We start from the raw sequence: 20,122 nt of genomic DNA on the forward strand, positions 1-20,122 counted from the left end.
TCATGACCGAAGCAACGGATCTGGCCGCACGTGCCGGTGACCGCGACCCGCGCGTCGGGCTGCGGGCGGTGGCCGCGCTGCGGCGGCTGCTGGAGCAGCTCGAAGCCGTACAGGTGCGCAGTGCGCGTGTCCAGGGGTGGTCGTGGCAGGAGATCGCCGCCGAGCTGGGCGTCAGCCGGCAGGCCGTGCACAAGAAACATGGGAGGCGCTGATGTTCGAACGGTTCAACCGAGGAGCCCGCGCGACCGTGAAGGGCGCCGTGGCGGAGGCGGAGCGCGTCGGGGCCGGATCGGTCACCGAGGAGCACCTCTTCCTCGCCCTGCTGGACCAGAAGGGCGACCGGGCCTCCTTCGCCGTCGCCTCCCTCGGCCTGCTCCGCCGCCGCGCCTCGCTGGAAGCCTCCTTCGCCGAGGCCCGCCGCCGGGGCGGGCTGACGAAGGCCGAGACCGACGCCCTCGCGGGGATCGGCATCGATGTCGGCGCCATCGTGGACCGGGTCGAGGGCGCCCACGGCGAGGGCGCCCTCGCCGCCGACCGGAGCAGCCGCCGGTGGTGGTCGGGCCACCGCGCCTTCACCCCGGGGGCGAAGAGCATCCTGGAGAAGTCGCTGAGGATCGCCCTGGGGCGCGGCGACCGCTTCATCGGCCAGGAACACCTGCTCCTGGCCCTCACCGCGACCCCCGGCACCGTCGCCGACACCCTCGCCGAGCACGGAGTGACCCACACGGCCGTACACCACGCGCTGTACGGGCCCGAGGCCGACGGGGAGGGCCACGCCGAGGCCGGGTGAGAGGGGGAGGGGCGGGTGTGGTTGGAGGCGGGGCCAGCCCCGCCTTCGGCTCGGCGAGTGCAGGCCCCGTGCACAGCCTTCGGCTCGGCGAGTGCGGGCCCCGGCCTCAGCCCGTCCCCGGCCCTCCCGGGGTCCCTCAGCCCTGCCCGCTCCCCTTCTCGTCCTCCTCCGGCGTCAGCAGCGCCTCGATCCGTGCCGCCGCCGTGCCCAGGTGGTGGCGGGCCTCGGCCAGCTGGGCGTCCGTCACCCCGTGGTCGCGGGCCGCGTCCCGGACGGTGTCGCGGAACCGGTCCAGGAGGCGGTCCAGGTCGCGCGCCGGGTCGTCCGTGACCGGGACGTCCTGGCCCCAGGGGGACGGGGGCTCCGGAGCGGACCCGGAGGGCTCGGCGGAGCCGGTTGCCCCCGTCGCCCCGGACTCGGCAGGGCCGGGCTTGCCGAACGGGGGCCAGACACCCGTACGGGCGAAGCCGCCGAGCTGTCCGGTGATCTCGGCCAGCCCGTCCCGTACGCCGGAGGGCCAGTCGCCCCGGGCGAAGTGCTCCTGGACCTGGCGGGCCGCGTCCCGCATCTGCTCGCGCGCCCGGTCCTGGGCCTCCTTGGCCTGGCGGCGGGCCTGCTGGGCCTCCTCGCGGGCGCGGCGGGACTCGTCCTTCGCCCGGCGCGCCTGCTCCTTCCATTCTTGCCTGGCCCGGCGCAGCTCCTTCTTGGCCGCGCGCCACGCCTCGCTGTCGCCGAAGTCGCCCAGCTTGCCGAAGTCGCCGAAGTCGCCGAAGTCACCGAAGGGGGAGGACGGTTCGGTCTTGGCGCCCGCGTCGGCGCCGCCCGTACCGTTCCTGGTCTCCGAGGCCGCCGCCCGCATGTCGCTGCGGAGCCGGCCCGCCGCCCCCCGCACGTCATCGCGTATCTCGGCGGCCAGTTCGGCGAGGGAGTCGCGGATCTCCAGCTCCAGATCGGCCAGTTCACCGCTGCGGCCCGCCAGTTCCTCACGTCCGGCCTCGGTGATCGAGTAGACCTTGCGCCCGCCCTCGGTGGCGTGGGTGACCAGGCCCTCGGCCTCCAGCTTGGCCAGCCGGGGGTAGACGGTGCCCGCCGAGGGGGCGTACAGACCCTGGAAGCGCTCCTCCAGCAGCCGGATCACCTCGTAGCCGTGGCGCGGCGCCTCGTCCAGGAGCTTCAGCAGATACAGGCGCAGTCGGCCGTGGGCGAAAACGGGGGCCATGTCAGAGAACCTTTCCGGTCGGCTCGGCACCGTATGTGCCGTCCTCGGCGGGGGGCCTGCGCAGCAGGGCGATCGAACCGGAGACGGTCGTCGCCTTCAGCGTCCCCGTCCCGGCGCCGAGCGTGCCGGTGATCTTCTTCGCGCCCCACTGCCCGCCGACCCGCAGGTCCTCGAAGGCGTTGGAGACGGCCCCGCTCGCGGTGTTGGCCTCGACCCGGGCGTCCGCCGGGTGCGGCAGCCGGATCGCGATCTCGCCGGAGACCGTCGTCAGCCGGATGTCGGTGGGCCTGCCCGAGGGGTCGACGTCCAGCACCATGTCACCGCTGACCGAATCGGCCCGGACCGAGGCGCCCGCCCCGTCGACGACCGTCAGGTCCCCGGCCACGGAGTGGAAGCGCAGGTCGCCGGTGACGCTCTGGGCCTCCAGGCTGCCCGAGACGGACTCGCCCCGGACCGCTCCGGTCAGCCCGACGAGGGTGATGTCCCCGGTGATGCCGCGCACCTCCGTGCGACCGCCGATCCCGGAGACCACGGCCCCGGCCCCCACCACACCGACCTCCACCGAGGCGGCGGCGGGCACGGTGAGCGAGACCACCGCCGAGCGGTGGCGCCCCTTGGGGTCGAGCCAGCGCAGCAGGTCCTGCCAGGGGAGGTCCTCGTACGCCACGGTCAGCCGGCCGTCCTCGTGGGTGACGACCAGCGGCGGCCCCTCGACGGCGGAGACCTCCAGCCGGGCGCCCGGCTCGTCGGTCCCGACCACGTTGACCGTGCCGCCGACGATCCGTACCTGGAGCGCGGTCACCGGGTCGTCGAAGGCGAGCTTCTGCGGCTCGGCGACCGTCCGCTTCGACACAGCCATGGATGTGACCTCCCGGAGAGCAGGGCAGAGCAGGGTGACGCAACATATCGCGTCTCGTACAGAACACGATATATCGCGGATGGGGGAAGTCAAGCGCCACCTGCGGGTTCTGTGGTGGGCGAAAGGTCATCGAAGTCGGGCAAATTGCCCTAGCGTATGGCCCATGAACGCGACATCCACGGGGGCGCTCCTGCTGTGCCGCGCCGACCCCGAGACCGTACGGCCGCTCGCCCACCTGCTGCGCGAGCAGATGCTGCTGACGCGGGCGGGCGGGGAGTGGAGCGTCCTCGTACCGGAGGGGAAGCCCTGGCGGGGCGCTGGGCCCTCCGGCGGCGACCCCGAGCCCGTCGACCGGGTCATCGGCGGCTGGGCCACCGCCCTCGCCGTCGGCTCCACCTGGCCGGTGCTCGCCCTGTGGTGGGACGCGGACCGGGCGGGGTACACCCTCGCCGCCGGATTCCGCCGCCCCGTCGGCTACACCTGGCTGGCCGACGGCACCCCGGCGGGCGAGGACGAGGCGATGCGCACCTTCGCTGCCCGGCTCGGGCTCGACCCCGTACTGGACCTCCAGGCCCTGGAGGAGCTGACCCGGCCCGACCCGGACGCGGACGCCGAGGCCCGGCTGCGCGGACTGCTCGCGGTCCTGACCCGTACGGGACTCACCCTGCCGACCGGGCTCGGCCCGGGCGAGAGCGCCGACCGGCTGCGCAGCGTGGCCGCCGTGCAGCGCGGGGCGGAGCGCGTCGAGTGGGCGGGGTGGCGCGATGCCGTACGGGTCGAACTCGACGCCGTCGAGAGCGGCAGCCTCGGCCCCTGGGTGCGCGGGCCCCGGGCCCGGGCCATCGCCGCCGCCCAGCTCGCGGCCGGGCTGCCGCTGCTGCTGTGGGGCGCGCGCCGCCGCAGCGGGGGCTGGGCCGCCGCCGGGGCCGTACTCCTGGCACAGGGCGCGCTGGGGCTCGCGTACCACCGGGCCAGGGCAGCTGCCGAGACGCGCTGACGGGCGCCGGGACTACGCGTCCTCGTCGTCCTCGTCGTCCAGCCGGGCCAGCCAGGTCGCCAGGCGCTCGACCGGCACCTCGAAGTCGGGGTTGAGATCGACGAACGTACGCAGCTGCTCGGCCAGCCACTCGAAGGTGACCTCCTCCTCGCCGCGCCGCTTCTCCAGTTCCTCGATGCCACGGTCCGTGAAGTACATGGGAGAAGGATATCCAGCGGGGAAAGCGCCCGGACACGCCGGAGGCCCGGCCCCGCGACGAGCGCGGAACCGGGCCTCCGGATGTTCAGCGGTGCGGTCCTCAGGCTTCGAAGACCTCGTTGACCAGCTGCGTCTGCTCGGCCTGGTGGCGCTTGGCCGAGCCGACCGCCGGGGACGAGCCGTGCGGACGCGAGATGCGGCGCAGGCGCTCGCCGTGCGGCACGTCCGCGCCGACGGCCAGGTCCAGGTGGTCGATCAGGTTGAGCGCGATGAACGGCCACGCACCCTGGTTGGCCGGCTCCTCCTGGGCCCAGAGGTACTTCTCGGCGTTCGGGTACTTGGCGATCTCGGCCTGGATCTCCGCACCCGGCAGCGGGTACAGCCGCTCCAGCCGGATGAGCGCGGTCTCCGTGTCGCCGCGCTTCTCCCGCTCGGCGTCCAGGTCGTAGAAGAGCTTGCCCGAGACGAAGACGACCTTGCGGACGTCCTCCGCCTTGACGCTGTCGTCACCGATCACCGGACGGAAGCCGCCGCTGGTGAACTCCTCGATCTTCGACGCCGCCGCCTTCAGACGCAGCATCGACTTCGGGGTGAAGACGATGAGCGGCTTGTGGTGCGGGTTGTGCACCTGCCAGCGCAGCAGGTGGAAGTAGTTCGAGGGGAGGGTCGGCATCGCGACCGTCATGTTGTCCTGCGCGCACATCTGGAGGAAGCGCTCCGGGCGAGCGGAGCTGTGGTCCGGGCCCTGGCCCTCGTAGCCGTGCGGCAGCAGCAGCGTGACGCCGGAGGTCTGGCCCCACTTCTGCTCGGCCGAGGAGATGAACTCGTCCACGACGGTCTGCGCGCCGTTGACGAAGTCACCGAACTGGGCCTCCCAGATGACCAGCGACTCCGGGCGGGCCAGCGAGTAGCCGTACTCGAAGCCCATCGCCGCGTACTCGCTGAGCAGCGAGTCGTAGACGTTGTAGCGGGCCTGGTCCTCGGTGAGGTACAGCAGCGGGGTGTAGTCCTCGCCGGTGACCTGGTCCACCAGGACCGCGTGGCGCTGGCCGAACGTGCCGCGGCGGCTGTCCTGGCCCGCGAGCCGGACCGGGGTGCCCTCCATCAGCAGCGAACCGATGGCCAGGGTCTCGCCCATGCCCCAGTCGATCGTGCCGTTCTCCACCGAGGCCGCGCGACGCTGCATCTGCGGCATCAGACGGGGGTGGACGGTGATCGACTCGGGGATGTTGACCTGGGACTCGGCGATCCGCTTGACGATCTCCGCGGAGACCGCCGTGTCCACGGCCACCGGGAACGCGGCCTGCGGCTCCGGGACGTGCGGGGCGGCCGGCTGCGAGGTGGCCTCGCGGACCTCGGCGAAGACCTTCTCCAGCTGACCCTGGAAGTCCTGGAGCGCCTGCTCCGCCTCTTCCAGCGTGATGTCGCCGCGACCGATGAGGGACTCGGTGTAGAGCTTGCGCACCGAGCGCTTCTTGTCGATCAGGGTGTACATCTGCGGGTTGGTGAACTCCGGGTTGTCGCCCTCGTTGTGACCGCGGCGGCGGTAGCAGATGAGGTCGATCACGACGTCCTTGTTGAACGCCTGCCGGAACTCGAAGGCGAGCCGCGCGACGCGGACCACGGCCTCCGGGTCGTCACCGTTGACGTGGATGATCGGCGCCTCGATCATGCGCGCCACGTCGGTGGCGTACATCGAGGAGCGCGAGGACTCCGGGGCGGCGGTGAAGCCGACCTGGTTGTTGATCACCACGTGCACGGTGCCGCCGGTGCGGTAGCCGCGCAGCTGCGACATGTTGAGCGTCTCGGCGACGACGCCCTGGCCCGCAAAGGCCGCGTCGCCGTGGAGCGCGACCGGCAGGACCGTGAAGTCCGTGCCGCCCTTGTTGATGATGTCCTGCTTGGCGCGGGCGATGCCCTCCAGGACCGGGTCGACCGCCTCCAGGTGCGAGGGGTTGGCGGCCAGCGAGACCTTGATCTGCTCGCCGTCCAGACCGGTGAAGGTGCCCTCGGCGCCCAGGTGGTACTTGACGTCGCCGGAGCCGTGCATCGAGCGCGGGTCGAGGTTGCCCTCGAACTCGCGGAAGATCTGCGCGTACGACTTGCCGACGATGTTCGCCAGGACGTTCAGGCGGCCGCGGTGGGCCATGCCGATGACGACCTCGTCGAGGCGGGCCTCGGCGGCGGAGTCGATGACCGCGTCGAGCAGCGGGATGACGGACTCGCCGCCCTCCAGCGAGAACCGCTTCTGGCCGACGTACTTGGTCTGGAGGAAGGTCTCGAACGCCTCGGCCGCGTTCAGCCGCCGCAGGATGCGCAGCTGCTCCTCGCGCTCGGGCTGCTGGGCGCGGGGCCGCTCCACCCGGTCCTGGAGCCACTTGCGCTGCTTCGGGTCCTGGATGTGCATGAACTCGATGCCGGTGGTGCGGCAGTACGACTCACGCAGCACACCGAGGATGTCGCGGAGCTTCATCATCGACTTGCCCGCGAACCCGCCGACCGCGAAGTCCCGCTCCAGGTCCCACAGGGTGAGGCCGTGCTCGGTGATGTCGAGGTCGGGGTGCTTGCGCTGGCGGTACTCCAGCGGGTCGGTGTCGGCCATGACGTGGCCCCGGACCCGGTAGGAGTGGATCAGCTCGAAGACCCGTGCGGCCTTCGTCACGTCGTTGTCGTGCGACGCGTCGATGTCCGTGAGCCAGCGGACCGGCTCGTACGGGATGCGCAGGGCCTTGAAGATCTCGTCGTAGAAGTCGTTCTGGCCCAGCAGCAGCTGGCTCAGGACGCGCAGGAACTCACCGGAGGCCGCGCCCTGGATGACCCGGTGGTCGTAGGTCGACGTGAGCGTCATGACCTTCGAGATGCCGAGCTTGTTCAGGGTGTCCTGGGAGGTGCCCTGGAACTCCGCCGGGTAGTCCATCGCGCCGACGCCCATGATGAGGCCCTGTCCGGGCATCAGGCGGGGCACCGAGTGGACGGTGCCGATGCCGCCGGGGTTGGTCAGCGAGGCGGTGACGCCGGTGAAGTCGTCCATGCCGAGCTTGCCGATGCGGGCGCGCCGGACGATGTCCTCGTACGCCTGCCAGAACTCGAAGAAGTTGAGCGTCTCGGCCTTCTTGATGGCCGCGACGACCAGCTGGCGGTCACCGTTCGGCTTCACCAGGTCGATGGCGAGACCGAGGTTGACGTGCTCCGGCTTGACCAGGGTCGGCTTGCCGTCCTTCACCGCGAAGGAGTAGTTCATCGACGGCATGGCCTTGAGGGCCTGCACCATCGCGTACCCGATGAGGTGCGTGAAGGAGATCTTCCCGCCCCGGGCGCGCTTGAGGTGGTTGTTGATGACGATGCGGTTGTCGAAGAGCAGCTTCACCGGGACCGCGCGGACGGACGTGGCCGTCGGCAGCTCCAGCGAGGCGTTCATGTTCTTCGCGACGGCGGCGGAGGGGCCGCGCAGCGTCACGTACTCGGGACCGGCCGGGGCCTCGGTGGCCTCGGACGCCTTGGCGTCCGCCTTGGCCTCGGCCTTCGCGGGCGCGGCGGCGGGCTTGGCCGGGGCGGGCTTCGCGGGGGCCGGGGCCGGGGCGGCCTTGGCCTCCGCGGGCTTCGTTTCGGTCTTCGCCTGCGCCGGGGCCGCGGCGGGCTTCACCGGGGCCGCGGGCTGCGCCGGGGCGGTGGCGGCCGGGGCCCCGTCCGCCGCAGCCCCCGAGGCTGCGGCGCCGGGAACGGGCTTGTCCGCCGCGCCGGAGGTACCCGGCTTGTAGTCGGCGAAGAAGTCCCACCAGGCGCGATCGACCGAACTGGGGTCCTGGAGGTACTGCTGGTAGATCTCGTCGACGAGCCACTCATTGGCGCCGAAAGCGGCGGCCGGGTTGGTGCCCGGGCTGGCTTGGTCGGTCGAGATGCTCGAGTTACTGGGGGACTGAGACGACACGGCGGCAACCGCCCTCTTCCGCTTCACAAGGTGATGGACAGCGGAAATCAAGGCTACGCCCCCCAAACCGTTCCTTGCAGACCGGGCCGGTGCTTCGTCGTGCACATCACATCGCAACGCGGGTTTCGGCGCAGGAAATGGCGGGAAACAAGCGAGGTTCCACTGCACTTCGGGTACGCAGGACCGTGGATACGGTCGTCCGACCGTATCTCTTAGAGATCCCCTTCGGGGAGGACACGGAGAACGTGCCCTTCCGGTTCGAACCCTATGTCAACGGGGCCGTCAACCGCGTCGCTCGGACATCCCCGGAAGCGTGACCTGGATGCGGCAGCCCCGAGCGGATTCGGCCACACCGATCCGGCCGCCGTGCAGATCCACCGCCCAGCGGGCGATCGCGAGCCCCAGCCCCGTACCGCCGTCGCTGCCCGGACCATGCGGCGAGGGGGCCTGGCCCCGGTTGAACCGCTCGAAGACCCGGTACCGCTCCGCCTCCGGGATGCCGGGGCCCTCGTCGATGACCTCCAGCTCCAGCGACTCCGGGTACGCCCCGCGCCGGGCCAGCACCGTCACCCGGCCGTGCGGCGGGCTGTGCTTGACCGCGTTGTCGATGAGGTTGGCCACCACCTGGTGCAGCCGCTCCGCGTCCGCGTGCGCGGTGAGCTCCGGCGGCGAGACGTCCAGATGGAGATGGACATCCGTACGGGAGTGATTGCCCGACCCCGAGGACAGGCGCCGCTGGGACGCGGCGAGATTGGCTTCTTTCAGTACGCCCGAAAGGTACGGCCACACCTCGAAACGGCGGGCCTTCAGCGTCACCACCCCGTTGTCCAGCCGGGACAGGTCCAGCAGCGTCTCCACCAGCCGGCCGAGCCGCTCCGTCTGCTTCAGGGCCGTACGCATCGTCTCCGGATCGGCGGCCGACACCCCGTCCACCACGTTCTCCAGCACGGCCCGCAGCGCCGCGATCGGCGTCCGCAGCTCGTGCGAGACATTGGCGACCAGCTCCTTGCGGTGCCGGTCCTCCGCCTCCAGGTCGTCCGCCATGCGGTTGATCGTCTGGGCCAGGTCGCCCAGCTCGTCCCGCCGCCCGGCCCCGCTCACCCGGCGCGTGTAGTCGCCGTGCGAGATCGACCGGGCCACGGCCCGCATCTCGTCCAGCGGCGCGGTCAGGCCGTGCGCCACGAACTGGGTGATCAGGAGCGTCGCGATCACCGAGAACACGGTGATGAACTGGAACTCGGTCCGGGTCCGCAGGGCCACGATCAGCAGCCCCGTGGTGATGAACACCGAGACCACGACGAGCGTGCCGAGCTTGGCCTTGATGGAGAAGGGCCGCATCCCCGACCCTGGCCGGGTCATGGGGCCGGGGTCTCCAGGGCGTAACCGACGCCGTGCACCGTACGGATGCGCTCGGCGCCGATCTTGCGGCGCAGCGCCTTGATGTGGCTGTCGACCGTACGGGTCCCCGACGCGTCCGCCCAGTCCCAGACCTCGGCCAGCAGCTGTTCCCGGGAGAGCACCGCGCGCGGGGTGTTGGCCAGGCAGACCAGCAGGTCGAACTCGGTCGGCGTGAGGTGGACGTCCTCGGCGCGCACCCGCACCCGGCGCTGCGCGTGGTCGATCTCCAGCTCACCGAGGCGCAGTATGCCGCTGCGCGGCGTGACGGCGGCCAGCGCGGCCCGCTCCACCCGGCGCAGCAGGACGTGCACCCGGGCGGCCAGCTCCCGCATGGAGAACGGCTTGGTCATGTAGTCGTCGGCGCCGACCCCGAGCCCGACCAGCATGTCGGTCTCGTCGTCGCGCGCGGTGAGCATCAGCACCGGCACCGGGCGCTGCGCCTGCACCCGGCGGCAGACCTCCAGGCCGTCGAAGCCCGGAAGCATGATGTCGAGCACCATCAGATCGGGCTGCCACGCCTCGGCCGCGTCCACGGCGGCGGGCCCGTCCAGCGCGGTCTGCACCAGGAAGCCCTCCGCCCGCAGCCGGGCGGCAATGGCGTCGACGATCGTGGCGTCGTCCTCGACCACCAGCACCCGGCGCTGCGCCCCTGGGGTGGCCGCGACGCCGTTGTGGGTGGTGTGTGTCTGTTCCATCGCCCCGCCCCTGCCCGTTCTCGCGGGGGGCGAACCCCCGCAAGGCACGGTCTTCGCTCGTGGATTTCGTGGGTGATCCCTTGTACCGGTCAGCAGCGTAAAGGCAGCGGAGGGCTCCCGGCTACGCAGGGTGTTCTCCGGGCGGTCCGCTCCCGGGCCCCTCACGGCGCCGGACCGCCGCTCCCGGACGGGGTGAACCGTGCCACCACAGGGCCCCGCATACCGGGAGGGGGTTCGGAACCCCTCGCCGGTCCTCGGCTCAGTGAGCCTTCGATGCGAGATGGACCACGTCCGGAACACCTCGGGCAACGGCCACTTCTTCCGTCCCAACCCTGCTGAACCCGGCATTCCGCAACGCCTGTTCGAAGGCCGGTGACGGCTGCGCGGACCAGACGGCGAGCACGCCGCCCGGGGTCAGCCGGTCGTGGCAGTGGGCGAGCCCGGTGGGGGAGTAGAGGCTCCCGTTGTCCTCCGTGACCGTCCAGTCGGGCCCGTTGTCGATGTCCAGACAGAGCGCGTCGTAACGCTCCGTGGCGGTACGGAGGTGGGCGACCAGATCCGTGTGGAGCACCTCGGTCCGGGGATCGGCCAGCGCCGCCCCGGAGATCCGCCCCAGCGGCCCCTCCCGGTGCCAGTCCACGATCGCCTGCTCCCGCTCCACGACCACGATCCGCCCCCACCGCTCCTCCTCGGCGGCCCGCACCAGCGAGAACCCCACGCCGAGACCGCCGATCAGCACGGAGGGACCGGTCCGGCCGACGGGCAGGGCGGCCAGCGCGGCGTCGATCAGCAGCCGCTCGGAGCGCCCGTCGGAGGTGTCCATCAGGAAGCAGCCGTTGGCGATGATCTCGAAGGTCTCCAGGTGCTGCCCGCTCCTGCGCAGGACGACCTCGCCGAAGGGGCCCTGGCGGCGGTCGAGGGTGACGGGGGCGGGGGGAATCATGGCGCAGGTGAAGGTCTGGGTGTCGGGCTCCATGGGCCGGATTGTAGGAGGGCGGGGGATGCGGCCCCAGCTGTTTTCGATCTTCGCTGTCACGTCACCGGTGCTTCCGTACGCACGTCACCCCGCGCGCGACGCCCCCGGTACTCCGCCGGTGACGGTCAGCGCTCCGGGCGGGGCCCGCGCAGGACCAGGAGCGCCGCCCCCACCACGTACGCCGTCCCGGCCATCGCCCAGGCCGCCGCCTCGGGGCCCGGCTGCATCGGCCAGGCCCAGTACGCCGCCGCCCCGCCGGGGGTCCGGGGCGCCGCCAGGTAGACCGCGCCGCCGTAGACCGTCATCGGCAGCCAGCTCGCCCGGGCCCCCAGGAGGGCCGCCGCCGCTGCCGTCACCCCGGTCGCGCCCACCACGTTGCGGACCATCGCCGGGGCGCCGAACCGCTCCGGGTGCCCCGGTACCGCGAGGGCCAGGGCGCAGGCGGCCAGCGCGGTGAGGGCCAGCAGGTACGCCAGCCGCCTCGGCCACCAGGGGCGGACGGCCGTGCGGTCCAGCTCCTCGGTGTGCGAGTGGAGGCCGGTGCCGATCGCGGCGGCGGCGAGCAGCGGGGCGAGCGCCAGGACCGGGACGCGGGCGGTGTGGTCGAAGCCCGGCTGGTCCTGTAGCCAGTCGGCCGCCCAGGCGGCGAGCAGGGCGGTGCCCGCCAGTGTGGCCAGGGTCGTGGGGAGGGCGCGTGAGCGCAGATGGAGGACGGCCTGCCGGGTACGTACGGTGGCGGTCACAGCGCGGGCACCGCCTTCGGGTCGCAGACGGTGCGGGTGGCCAGGTAGCGGCCGAGCCAGGCCCGGCGTTCGGCGTCGCCCATGGCGGTGAGCCGCTTCAGGTACGCGCCGCCCGTCTCGGGGAGCAGCTCCGGGCCGGCCGAGGGAACCAGCCAGTGCGCCACGGCGTCATCGGTCTCCCACATGCGCTGGGTGGCGCTGTCCTCCGCCACCAGCACGGACAGGGGGCAGTCGCGTGCGGAGAGGCCGTCGGCCGTGGCGTAGGCGTACGAAGCCGGGTCGGCGAGCCGGTCGCGCACCACGGTCCAGCCGCGCATGTGGTGGGGCAGCGGGGTGGCACCGGCCGGGGGCCGTCCGCCCTCGGGCACCTGGACGTACCGCAGCGGAGCCCCCGGGACCCCCTCCAGCCGGGCGTGCAGCCCGGTCAGGGCGTCGGACGTCTGGGACAGCAGCGGGCCGTTCAGCCCGCTCACGCAGACCTGCGGCACGGCGTCCGTGCAGATCAGCCTCCGCGCCACCGGGTCCTCCCGGAACAGATCCTCGCCGCTGTTCACGATCAGGGGAGCGACAGCGGCGGCGGCCACCAGCGGTACGAGCGCGAGGAACCGGCGCCGCACGGCGTACCCCGTCACGAGGGCGAGCGCGGGCCCGCCCAGCCAGAGGACCATGACCGGCGCGAACCACCCCACCGGCACCCGGCCGTCCAGGTAGTACTGCTCGGCGGGGTTCAGGAAGCGGAGGCCGGAGGAGAAGTACGTGGGGACGCCCAGGGCGAGGTACGTGGCCGCCGCCAGCACCGGAGCGGCCAGCCGCCACCGCCATACGCGCCCCACCACGAACCCGGTGAACGCGGCGCACACCAGGAACCAGGCGTCCACCACGATCATCCCGGCCGAGGGCCGGCCCGCCCCGGTGTACGGCCAGGTGGCCGCGAACACCGCGGCCACGGCCACCAGCTGCCCGACCACCGCCCACACCGCCACCGGCAGGGCGGCCATCACCAGCCGCGCCGCCCGCCCCCGGGGCACCGAGAGCCACAGCCCGCCGGTCCCGCGCCGGTGCTCCCTGCCGCCCTGCCAGCACCCGGCGGCCGCGACCAGCGGCCCGCCGAGCAGCGTGGCGGTCGAGTGCAGCAGCTCCTGCGTATCGCCCCAGCCGCCCTGCCACTGGGCGGTCTTGCTGATCATCGGTACGGCGATGGTGAGGGCGACGGCCGGGGCGGTCCAGGGGACGATCCCTCGTCTCAGCTCGGCCCGGAACGCGGCCCGCGCCGGGTGGCGGACCAGCTGCCGGGCGGCCCGGGGCTCCGCCGGGCTCAGGGTGCCGGTCACGCCCCCACCGCCGTACGGTGCGCGCGCAGGGCGGCGGTGTAGCCGCGCTCGATCGGGTTGCCGCCGGGGCCGCGCTCGGCCGGACCGCCGTCGGCTTCGTCCACCGTGCCGCCCGTGGAGGTCTGCCCGGCGCCGCCGCCACCTTCGTCCACCGTGCCGCCCAGCTCGACGAGATCGGCGGTCGTGCCCCGGTAGGCGACCCGGCCGGCCTCGATCAGGGTCACCTCGGTGCAGGCCGCGGCGACGTCCTCGACCAGATGTGTGGAGACGATCACGGTGGAGGACCGGCCCAGCTCCCGCAGCAGGGCCCGGAACTCGACGCGCTGCTCCGGGTCGAGACCGGCGGTCGGCTCGTCCAGCAGCAGGAGGGCGGGCTCGTTGACGATCGCCTGGGCGATGCCGACCCGCCGCACCATGCCCCCGGACAGGGTCTTGACCTTGGCGTCGATCCGGTCGCCCAGTCCGACCCGGGCCACGGCCCGCTCCACCGCCGCCTCGACCCGGTCCCCGTCCATCTCCTTGAGCCAGGCCACGTACCCGACGAACTCGCGGACCGTGAAGCCGGGGTAGTAGCCGAACTCCTGCGGCAGATAGCCGAGCCGACGGCGCACGGCGGCCCGTTCGCGGTGGTCGGAGGGCCGGCCGACCTCGCTGCCGAGCAGCTCCACCCGCCCGGCGTCCGGGGCCGAGACCGTGGCCAGCACCCGGATCAGCGAGGTCTTGCCCGCCCCGTTGGGCCCGAGGAGCCCGTGCACGCCCGGGGTGAAGTCCAGGTCCACGGAGTCCAGGGCGGTCTTCTTGCGGTGCCGGACGGTCAGCCCGGCGACTTCGGCGGTCACAGTGTCTCCAGATGGTCGAAGGATCGGCGGCGGGCGGCGAGCAGCAGGGCACAGGCCAGCGCCCCGGCCGCCCAGCAGCTCTGGACGGCGGGCCCGGTGAAGTAGGGGGCGGCCCCCGCCATCAGCGCCGCCCCGTCGGGCCCGGCGACGGTGGCGGGGCCCACGACGAACACCAGCCAGGCCCCGCCGACGGCTGCCGCCGCCCGGCGGCACCCGGTGAGACTGCCCAGCGCGAGGGCCGCGAGCGTCAGCGCCAGCCCCGGCAGCAGCCAGGCGGCGGCCCCCGGCCCGTCGGCCGACGGGGGCAGCACGGCCCCCGCGAGGGTCAGCGACGGAACGCTCACCGCGAGGACGGCGGCGGTCCGGGTGAGCAGCAGCCGCAGCCCGCCGGACGGGGTCGAGGCGACGACCTCGTACAGCGGATCGGTGTGCCGCCCGTAGGACAGGGCGACCCCGGCGAGCGGCAGCACGGGCGCGGTCACCAGCAGCAACGGCCGTACGAAGGCCCCGAGCCCGGCCCCGTACGACAGCACGACGGCCCCGAGAGCGACAGCACCGAGCGCCATCAGCCAGGCCCCTCGGAGCGCGGGCCCGGCGGCCCGGAGGACCCATGCGGTCCTCCGGGGGCCTCGGGGCATCCTGCGAGGGTCCCGGGGCGTCCTGCGAGGAGCCCGGGACAGACGCGGGGGCACCCCCGTGGTCCCCGCGTCCGTCTCCGGGTTCCGGGCGTACGAGGGTGAGTCGGCGCCCGCGTGCGCTTCCGGGCTCTCGGCGTACGCGGGTGCGCTGACGCCCGCGTGCACTCCCGGGACTTCCGCGTACGCCCGTGCGCCGACGCCCCCGTGCGCCTCCGCCTCCGCTGTCGCCAGCACCGCCGCGCGGATGCCGTCCAGCACCGGGCCCGTCTCCGCCCCCGCCCGGACCGCCGAGGAGACCAGGGCGGCGCAGGCGGCGCACGCCTCGACGTGCTTCTCCACGGACCAGGCATCGCTCTCGGCAGCCGAACCGGCCGCATAGCGCGCGGCCAGCGCCCCGTCCACGTGCCACTCCGGACCGCCGGGACCTCCGAGCCTCATGCCGTACCTCCCAGTGCCCCGCCGCACGCCCCGCCGTCCGGGGCCAGCCGTTCCAGCGCGGCCCGCAGTTCGCGCCGGGCCCGCATCGCGCGGGTCTTGACCGTGCCCTCCGGGATGCCGAGCAGCGCGGCGGCCTCCCGGGTGGAGAGCCCGTCCACGACCGTGGCGCGCAGGACGTCGCGCAGCTCCGGCGAGATCCCCGCCAGCGCGGTGCCGACGTCCCCGTACTCCAGCCCTGCCAGCACCCGTTCCTCGGCGGAGGGCGCGAGCACCTCCGGGGCGGTACCGGGGAGACGCTCGACGCGTGCTCCCGCCCGCATCGCGTCGACGAGACGGCGGGAGGCGATGACCCACAGCCAGCCGCCGACCTGCGAGCCCCGGTGCGAGGCGGCGGAGCGCCACACGGTCACGAAGGTGTCCTGGAGCACTTCGCGTACGGTCTCCGCGTCCGCGCACCGGCGGCCGAGCCGGGCGTGCAGCCATCCGGCGTGCCGGTCGTAGAGCGCGCCCAGCGCCTCCGCGTCCCCGCCCGCCACGGCGCGCAGCAACGCCGCGTCGTCCTTCTCCGTACCGTCATCCCGGTCCTCCCCCGCAGGGCGCAACAGCCTCACACCCTCTCTATCGCCCGCCGGACCGTATCCGGTTCACCCGTCGGGCGCCCCGGTCACGGCCGGGGCGCCTTCTCCCCGTGCACCGCCGTGTACTCGGCCGCCAGCCAGGGCCCCAGATCGTCGAGGAACAGGCGCAGCAGGGCCGGGTCCGGGGAGGGGGCGAGGGCGGCGGCCGCGGTGGTGCGCATCCGGTGCGCGTGCTCGGGGTAGTAGTGGCCGAACACCTCGGCGGACCGCTCCAGGTCGCTCGTCCAGCCGCCCCAGCGGGGCATGACCAGCGTGAACCCGGTACGGACGAGGCGCCGGGCCACGCCGCGGCAGAGCCGGGTCCGGTCGGCGTCGGTGCGGCCGTCCGCCGCCCGCGCCCGCCAGCGGGGCAGGACGAGCGCCAGATCGCCGTTCGTCTCCCGGGCGAGCAGCGGGGTGGGGCGGTAGCGGGGGAGGGCCGCGGCGAGGTCGGGCCCGAGCAGCGGGGTGCAGAGGCAGGCGACGAAGAAGCCGAGGTCGTGCCGTTCCCGTTCGCTGAGGACCGTGCGCGCCCGGACAAGCAGGATGCCCGCGGTGTCGATGGCGGGATGGGCGCCGTCCAGCTCGGCCGCCATCCGGTCGGCGTCGGCGCGGTCGGCGTCCGTGGGCTCGCCGTGCAGGGCCAGCAGCAGGTCGAGGTCGGAGCGGCCGGGAACAGCGGTTCCGCGCGGGATGCTTCCGTAGACGTACGCGCTGTGCAGGCGCCGGCGCTCATTGGCGAAAGCGGTGGTGATGCGTGCGCGGGCGTCGGCCACGACCGGGGCGAATGCCTCCGGAACGCGGTCCAGGGCCCCTTCGCGGGCGATGGTTCCGTCCTCGGTCAGACCTTTTTCGTTCATGAGGTCACTGTCGTGGTCCGGCGGCGGGGCAGGGCAGGCAGGAGACCCGACCCGATCGGCTGATCGCTCAGAGCGAACATCCTCGGGGGAACATTCGGCAGCTCATAAGCATTGAGTCCACATAGCTCAACTTGCCTGCCGAAGGGGAGATCATGACTAACGAGTCCAAGGCGTTCACACCGATCGACCTGCCCGTGCTGCCGCTCGACGACGAGGTCGTCCTGCCCGGCATGGTGGTGCCGCTCGACCTGTCCGACACCGAGGTGCGCGCCGCCGTCGAGGCTGCGCAGGCCGCCGCCCGCGGTGGGGGTGGAAAGCCCGAGGTGCTGCTGGTTCCGCGGATCGACGGGACGTACACGGGGACCGGTGTCCTCGGGACCGTCGAGCAGGTCGGACGCCTGAGCGACGGTGATCCCGGGGCGCTCATCCGGGCTCGTGACCGGGTGCGGATCGGGGCCGGGACCAGTGGGCCGGGGCGGGCGCTCTGGGTCGAGGGGACCGTGATCGACGTCGTCGTGCCCGACCCTCTGCCGGGGTCCGCCGCCGAGCTCGTCAAGGAGTACAAGGCGCTCGCCACCAGCTGGCTGAAGAAGCGCGGCGCCTGGCAGGTCGTCGACCGGGTGCAGCAGATCGACGACATCTCCGCGCTCGCCGACAACTCCGGGTACTCGCCGTTCGTCACCACCGCGCAGAAGGTCCAGCTCCTGGAGACCGTGGACCCGGTCGCGCGGCTGAAGCTCGCCGTCCAGTGGCTCAGCGAGCACCTCGCCGAGCAGGACGTGGCCGAGTCCATCGCCAAGGACGTCCAGGAGGGCGTCGACAAGCAGCAGCGCGAGTTCCTGCTGCGCCGCCAGCTCGACGCCGTACGCAAGGAGCTCTCCGAGCTCAACGGCGACCCGGAGGGTGAGTCCGACGACTACCGGGCCCGCGTCGAGGCCGCCGATCTGCCCGAGCACGTCCGTACGGCCGCGCTCAAGGAGGTCGAGAAGCTGGAGCGGGCGAGTGACCAGTCGCCCGAGGGGTCCTGGATCAGGACCTGGCTGGACACCGTTCTCGAGCTTCCGTGGAACGAGCGCACCGAGGACGCCTACGACATCCGCGGCGCCCAGGCCGTCCTGGACGCCGAGCACGCCGGTCTCGCGGACGTGAAGGAGCGCATCACCGAGTACCTCGCGGTGCGCAAGCGGCGTGCCGACCGGGGGCTGGGTGTGGTCGGCGGCCGCCGTGGCGGTGCCGTGCTCGCTCTCGTCGGGCCGCCCGGGGTCGGCAAGACCTCGCTCGGGGAGTCCGTCGCGCACGCCATGGGCCGCAAGTTCGTCCGGGTCGCGCTCGGCGGGGTGCGGGACGAGGCGGAGATCCGGGGCCACCGCCGTACGTACGTGGGTGCGCTCCCCGGCCGGATCGTGCGGGCCGTCAAGGAGGCCGGTTCGATGAACCCGGTCGTCCTGCTCGACGAGATCGACAAGGTCGGCTCCGACTTCCGGGGCGACCCGGCCGCCGCCCTCCTCGAAGTTCTCGACCCGGCCCAGAACCACACCTTCCGCGACCACTACCTGGAGGTCGAGCTCGACCTCAGCGATGTCGTCTTCCTCGCCACCGCCAACGTCCTCGAAGCCATCCCCGAGGCCCTGCTCGACCGCATGGAGCTGGTCCGGCTCGACGGCTACACCGAGGACGAGAAGGTCGTCATCGCCCGGGACCACCTCCTCCCGCGCCAGCTGGAGCGGGCCGGACTGGAGAAGGACGAGGTCACCCTGGAGGAGTCCGCGCTGCGCAAGCTGGCCGGGGAGTACACCCGCGAGGCGGGCGTACGGAATCTGGAGCGGTCCATCGCCCGGCTGCTGCGCAAGGTCGCGGCCCAGCACGAACTGGGCGACCGCGCGCTGCCGTTCACGGTGACGGACGAGGACCTGCGCGGTCTGATCGGGCGCCCGCACCACGTGCCCGAGTCCGCCCAGGACCCGGCCGAGCGCCGCACCGCCGTGCCGGGCGTGGCCACCGGGCTCGCGGTGACCGGGGCGGGCGGTGACGTCCTCTTCGTCGAGGCGTCCCTCGCCGACCCGGAGACCGGGGCCTCCGGACTGACCCTGACCGGTCAGCTCGGGGACGTCATGAAGGAGTCCGCCCAGATCGCCCTGAGCTTCCTGCGGTCGCACGGCGCGGAGCTGGAGCTTCCGGTCGGCGACCTCAAGGACCGGGGCGTGCACGTCCACTTCCCGGCGGGCGCGGTCCCCAAGGACGGCCCGAGCGCGGGTATCACGCTCACGACCGCCCTGGCCTCGCTGCTCTCCGGACGGCTCGTCCGTACGGATGTGGCGATGACCGGCGAGGTCTCGCTGACCGGGCGGGTGCTGCCGATCGGCGGCGTCAAGCAGAAGCTGCTGGCCGCCCACCGCGCGGGCATCACCACCGTGGTGATCCCCCAGCGCAACGAGGCCGACCTGGACGACGTCCCGGCCGAGGTCCTGGAGAAGCTGGACGTCCACCCGGTCACCGACGTCCGCCAGGTGCTGGAGATCGCCCTCACCCCGGCTTCCGCCCGTACGGAGGAGAAGATCCCGGCCGTGGCCTGACCACCACGCGGTGACGGGCGCGGTATCAGGTACGCGGCCGGTACGGACGGCCCGCTTCCCGAGTCAACGGGGGCGGGCCGTTCCGCATGCCGGGAGGGGCGGTCGGGAGGCGGGCTGTTCCGTGTGCCGGTCGGGAGCGGGCCGTTCCGCGTGTACGCCGACAGGGTGCTCAGGGGCGGTAGACCGTGCCCGGCTCCGGCTCGGCGGGGGCCATCAGCTCGGGCACGGTCACGAAGGTGTACCCGTCCTTCTGGAGCGCGTCGATGATCCCGGGCACGGCGGGCACGGTGCCCTTGTAGATGTCGTGGAGCAGGATGATGCCGTCCTTGCCCGCCTGGTCCAGTATCCGCTGGGTGATCAGCGCCGAGTCATCGGTCGCGTAGTCCTTCGCGGTGGCGCTCCACAGCACCTGCGAGAGCCCCAGCTCCTTGCTGACCTCGGAGACCTTGTCGTCGGTACGGCCCTGCGGCGGGCGCATCAGCCGGGGCCTCTTCCCGGTGAGCTTCTCGATCGCCACCTGGGTCTTCTCCAGCTCGGCCCGTATCCCGTCCGGCTCCTCGTCGGTCAGGATCTTGTGCGTCCAGGTGTGGTTGGCCACCTCGTGGCCCTCGTCCTGGATGCGCCGCACGGTCTCGGGGTGCTTGAGGACGTGGTGCTTCCCCAGCAGGAAGAAGGTGGCGTGCACCTTCTTCTCCTTCAGGATGTCCAGCAGCTCGGGGGTGTCCTTGCCCGGCCCCGCGTCGAACGTGAGGGCGATGCACTTCGCCTTGCGGCAGTCCGCCCGCCCGAAGGAGCCCTTGGCGTCGGACGCCGCGTCCTGCCGTGCCGAGGCCGGAGCCGTCGTGTCCATGGAGCAGCCGCCGAGCGCCAGTGTGAGGGTGGTCACCAGGGCGGCGGCCAACCCGCCGCCGAGCAGGGTCGTCTTCTTTTCGAGCACGGCACACACCACTCCTCGGCGCGGAGAAATCCGCACGGGTGTGCGGTACGCCGAGGACTATACGTAGTGTGTATACGTCGAGTGCA

Annotated in this window: 19 protein-coding genes; 5 read left to right on the top strand and 14 right to left on the bottom strand. The window is 72.9% G+C overall.

All coding sequences use genetic code 11. The annotated features are described in order from the left end of the window. Positions 1-2: 2 nt before the first annotated feature. Positions 3-212, top strand: a complete 210-nt coding sequence (locus B7C62_25395; GenBank protein ARF75210.1) for a helix-turn-helix domain-containing protein — start codon at positions 3-5, stop codon at positions 210-212. Beyond that, positions 212-790, top strand: coding sequence for a peptidase (locus B7C62_25400; GenBank protein ID ARF75211.1), 579 nt, complete (start codon positions 212-214; stop codon positions 788-790). The genes B7C62_25395 and B7C62_25400 overlap by 1 nt, the downstream gene beginning before the upstream one ends. Before the next feature lie 136 nt (positions 791-926). On the opposite strand, the gene B7C62_25405 is transcribed toward B7C62_25400, so the two are convergent. Further along, positions 927-2,009 carry a PadR family transcriptional regulator gene (locus B7C62_25405; GenBank protein ARF75212.1) on the bottom strand — a complete coding sequence of 361 codons (1,083 nt, stop codon included), beginning with the start codon at positions 2,007-2,009 and terminating at the stop codon, positions 927-929. A 1-nt stretch (position 2,010) separates the two neighbouring features. Next, positions 2,011-2,862 carry a hypothetical protein gene (locus B7C62_25410; protein ARF77368.1) on the bottom strand — a complete coding sequence of 284 codons (852 nt, stop codon included), beginning with the start codon at positions 2,860-2,862 and terminating at the stop codon, positions 2,011-2,013. Positions 2,863-3,031: 169 nt separating this feature from the next. Between B7C62_25410 and B7C62_25415 the strand changes: the two genes are divergently transcribed. Next, positions 3,032-3,865: a hypothetical protein gene (locus B7C62_25415; protein ARF75213.1), complete on the top strand. Its 834-nt coding sequence runs from the start codon at positions 3,032-3,034 to the stop codon at positions 3,863-3,865. 12 nt (positions 3,866-3,877) lie between these two features. On the opposite strand, the gene B7C62_25420 is transcribed toward B7C62_25415, so the two are convergent. Both B7C62_25420 and B7C62_25425 read right to left on the bottom strand, forming a co-directional pair. Beyond that, the gene (locus tag B7C62_25420) at positions 3,878-4,063 is read right to left on the bottom strand and encodes a hypothetical protein (protein ID ARF75214.1); all 186 of its coding nucleotides are present in this window, start codon (positions 4,061-4,063) and stop codon (positions 3,878-3,880) included. Positions 4,064-4,163: 100 nt separating this feature from the next. Continuing rightward, positions 4,164-7,991, bottom strand: a complete 3,828-nt coding sequence (locus B7C62_25425; GenBank protein ID ARF75215.1) for a 2-oxoglutarate dehydrogenase E1 component — start codon at positions 7,989-7,991, stop codon at positions 4,164-4,166. Between B7C62_25425 and B7C62_25430 the strand changes: the two genes are divergently transcribed. Further along, a complete protein-coding gene (locus tag B7C62_25430) occupies positions 7,947-8,207 on the top strand; it encodes a hypothetical protein (protein ID ARF75216.1) in 261 nt (86 codons plus the stop codon). The genes B7C62_25425 and B7C62_25430 overlap by 45 nt on opposite strands. Positions 8,208-8,273: 66 nt before the next feature. Here the strand turns inward: B7C62_25430 and B7C62_25435 are convergent, their stop codons facing one another. From B7C62_25435 to B7C62_25475, 9 genes are all read right to left on the bottom strand, one after another. Next, a complete protein-coding gene (locus B7C62_25435) occupies positions 8,274-9,350 on the bottom strand; it encodes a two-component sensor histidine kinase (protein ARF75217.1) in 1,077 nt (358 codons plus the stop codon). Next, the gene (locus B7C62_25440; GenBank protein ARF75218.1) at positions 9,347-10,084 is read right to left on the bottom strand and encodes a DNA-binding response regulator; all 738 of its coding nucleotides are present in this window, start codon (positions 10,082-10,084) and stop codon (positions 9,347-9,349) included. Before B7C62_25440 ends, B7C62_25435 begins: the two co-directional genes overlap by 4 nt. Before the next feature lie 259 nt (positions 10,085-10,343). Next, positions 10,344-11,060 carry a spermidine synthase gene (locus B7C62_25445; GenBank protein ID ARF75219.1) on the bottom strand — a complete coding sequence of 239 codons (717 nt, stop codon included), beginning with the start codon at positions 11,058-11,060 and terminating at the stop codon, positions 10,344-10,346. A gap of 125 nt (positions 11,061-11,185) precedes the next feature. Next, on the bottom strand, positions 11,186-11,803 hold the full coding sequence (locus tag B7C62_25450) for a hypothetical protein (protein ARF75220.1): 618 nt from the start codon (positions 11,801-11,803) through the stop codon (positions 11,186-11,188). Continuing rightward, the gene (locus B7C62_25455; GenBank protein ARF77369.1) at positions 11,800-13,089 is read right to left on the bottom strand and encodes a hypothetical protein; all 1,290 of its coding nucleotides are present in this window, start codon (positions 13,087-13,089) and stop codon (positions 11,800-11,802) included. Before B7C62_25455 ends, B7C62_25450 begins: the two co-directional genes overlap by 4 nt. A 41-nt stretch (positions 13,090-13,130) precedes the next feature. Beyond that, a complete protein-coding gene (locus tag B7C62_25460; protein ARF75221.1) occupies positions 13,131-13,973 on the bottom strand; it encodes an ABC transporter ATP-binding protein in 843 nt (280 codons plus the stop codon). Further along, a complete protein-coding gene (locus B7C62_25465; protein ID ARF75222.1) occupies positions 13,970-15,049 on the bottom strand; it encodes a hypothetical protein in 1,080 nt (359 codons plus the stop codon). Before B7C62_25465 ends, B7C62_25460 begins: the two co-directional genes overlap by 4 nt. After that, complete coding sequence (locus B7C62_25470; protein ID ARF75223.1) at positions 15,046-15,660, bottom strand: RNA polymerase subunit sigma-24; 615 nt, start codon at positions 15,658-15,660, stop codon at positions 15,046-15,048. Before B7C62_25470 ends, B7C62_25465 begins: the two co-directional genes overlap by 4 nt. 53 nt (positions 15,661-15,713) lie before the next feature. Next, entirely contained in the window at positions 15,714-16,526 is an 813-nt protein-coding gene (locus B7C62_25475; protein ARF75224.1) for a nucleotidyltransferase, read from the bottom strand. Between the two features lie 152 nt (positions 16,527-16,678). On the opposite strand from B7C62_25475, the gene B7C62_25480 reads away from it, so the two are divergent. Beyond that, a complete protein-coding gene (locus B7C62_25480) occupies positions 16,679-19,099 on the top strand; it encodes an endopeptidase La (GenBank protein ARF75225.1) in 2,421 nt (806 codons plus the stop codon). A gap of 169 nt (positions 19,100-19,268) precedes the next feature. On the opposite strand, the gene B7C62_25485 is transcribed toward B7C62_25480, so the two are convergent. Continuing rightward, on the bottom strand, positions 19,269-20,036 hold the full coding sequence (locus B7C62_25485) for a deacetylase (protein ID ARF75226.1): 768 nt from the start codon (positions 20,034-20,036) through the stop codon (positions 19,269-19,271). Positions 20,037-20,122: the final 86 nt, after the last annotated feature.

Source organism: Kitasatospora albolonga (assembly GCA_002082585.1).
GTDB classification, from domain to species: Bacteria; Actinomycetota; Actinomycetes; order Streptomycetales; family Streptomycetaceae; genus Streptomyces; species Streptomyces stephensoniae.

What these genes read in the sequence shown, in the direction of transcription:
- B7C62_25435 (ARF75217.1), bottom strand. Translation starts at nt 9,350, where the DNA reads ATGACCCGGCCAGGGTCGGGGATGCGGCCCTTCTCCATCAAGGCCAAG.
- B7C62_25475 (ARF75224.1), bottom strand. Translation starts at nt 16,526, where the DNA reads ATGAACGAAAAAGGTCTGACCGAGGACGGAACCATCGCCCGCGAAGGG.
- B7C62_25420 (ARF75214.1), bottom strand. Translation starts at nt 4,063, where the DNA reads ATGTACTTCACGGACCGTGGCATCGAGGAACTGGAGAAGCGGCGCGGC.
- B7C62_25400 (ARF75211.1), top strand. Translation starts at nt 212, where the DNA reads ATGTTCGAACGGTTCAACCGAGGAGCCCGCGCGACCGTGAAGGGCGCC.
- B7C62_25445 (ARF75219.1), bottom strand. Translation starts at nt 11,060, where the DNA reads ATGGAGCCCGACACCCAGACCTTCACCTGCGCCATGATTCCCCCCGCC.
- B7C62_25480 (ARF75225.1), top strand. Translation starts at nt 16,679, where the DNA reads ATGACTAACGAGTCCAAGGCGTTCACACCGATCGACCTGCCCGTGCTG.
- B7C62_25395 (ARF75210.1), top strand. Translation starts at nt 3, where the DNA reads ATGACCGAAGCAACGGATCTGGCCGCACGTGCCGGTGACCGCGACCCG.
- B7C62_25465 (ARF75222.1), bottom strand. Translation starts at nt 15,049, where the DNA reads ATGAGGCTCGGAGGTCCCGGCGGTCCGGAGTGGCACGTGGACGGGGCG.
- B7C62_25415 (ARF75213.1), top strand. Translation starts at nt 3,032, where the DNA reads ATGAACGCGACATCCACGGGGGCGCTCCTGCTGTGCCGCGCCGACCCC.
- B7C62_25405 (ARF75212.1), bottom strand. Translation starts at nt 2,009, where the DNA reads ATGGCCCCCGTTTTCGCCCACGGCCGACTGCGCCTGTATCTGCTGAAG.
- B7C62_25440 (ARF75218.1), bottom strand. Translation starts at nt 10,084, where the DNA reads ATGGAACAGACACACACCACCCACAACGGCGTCGCGGCCACCCCAGGG.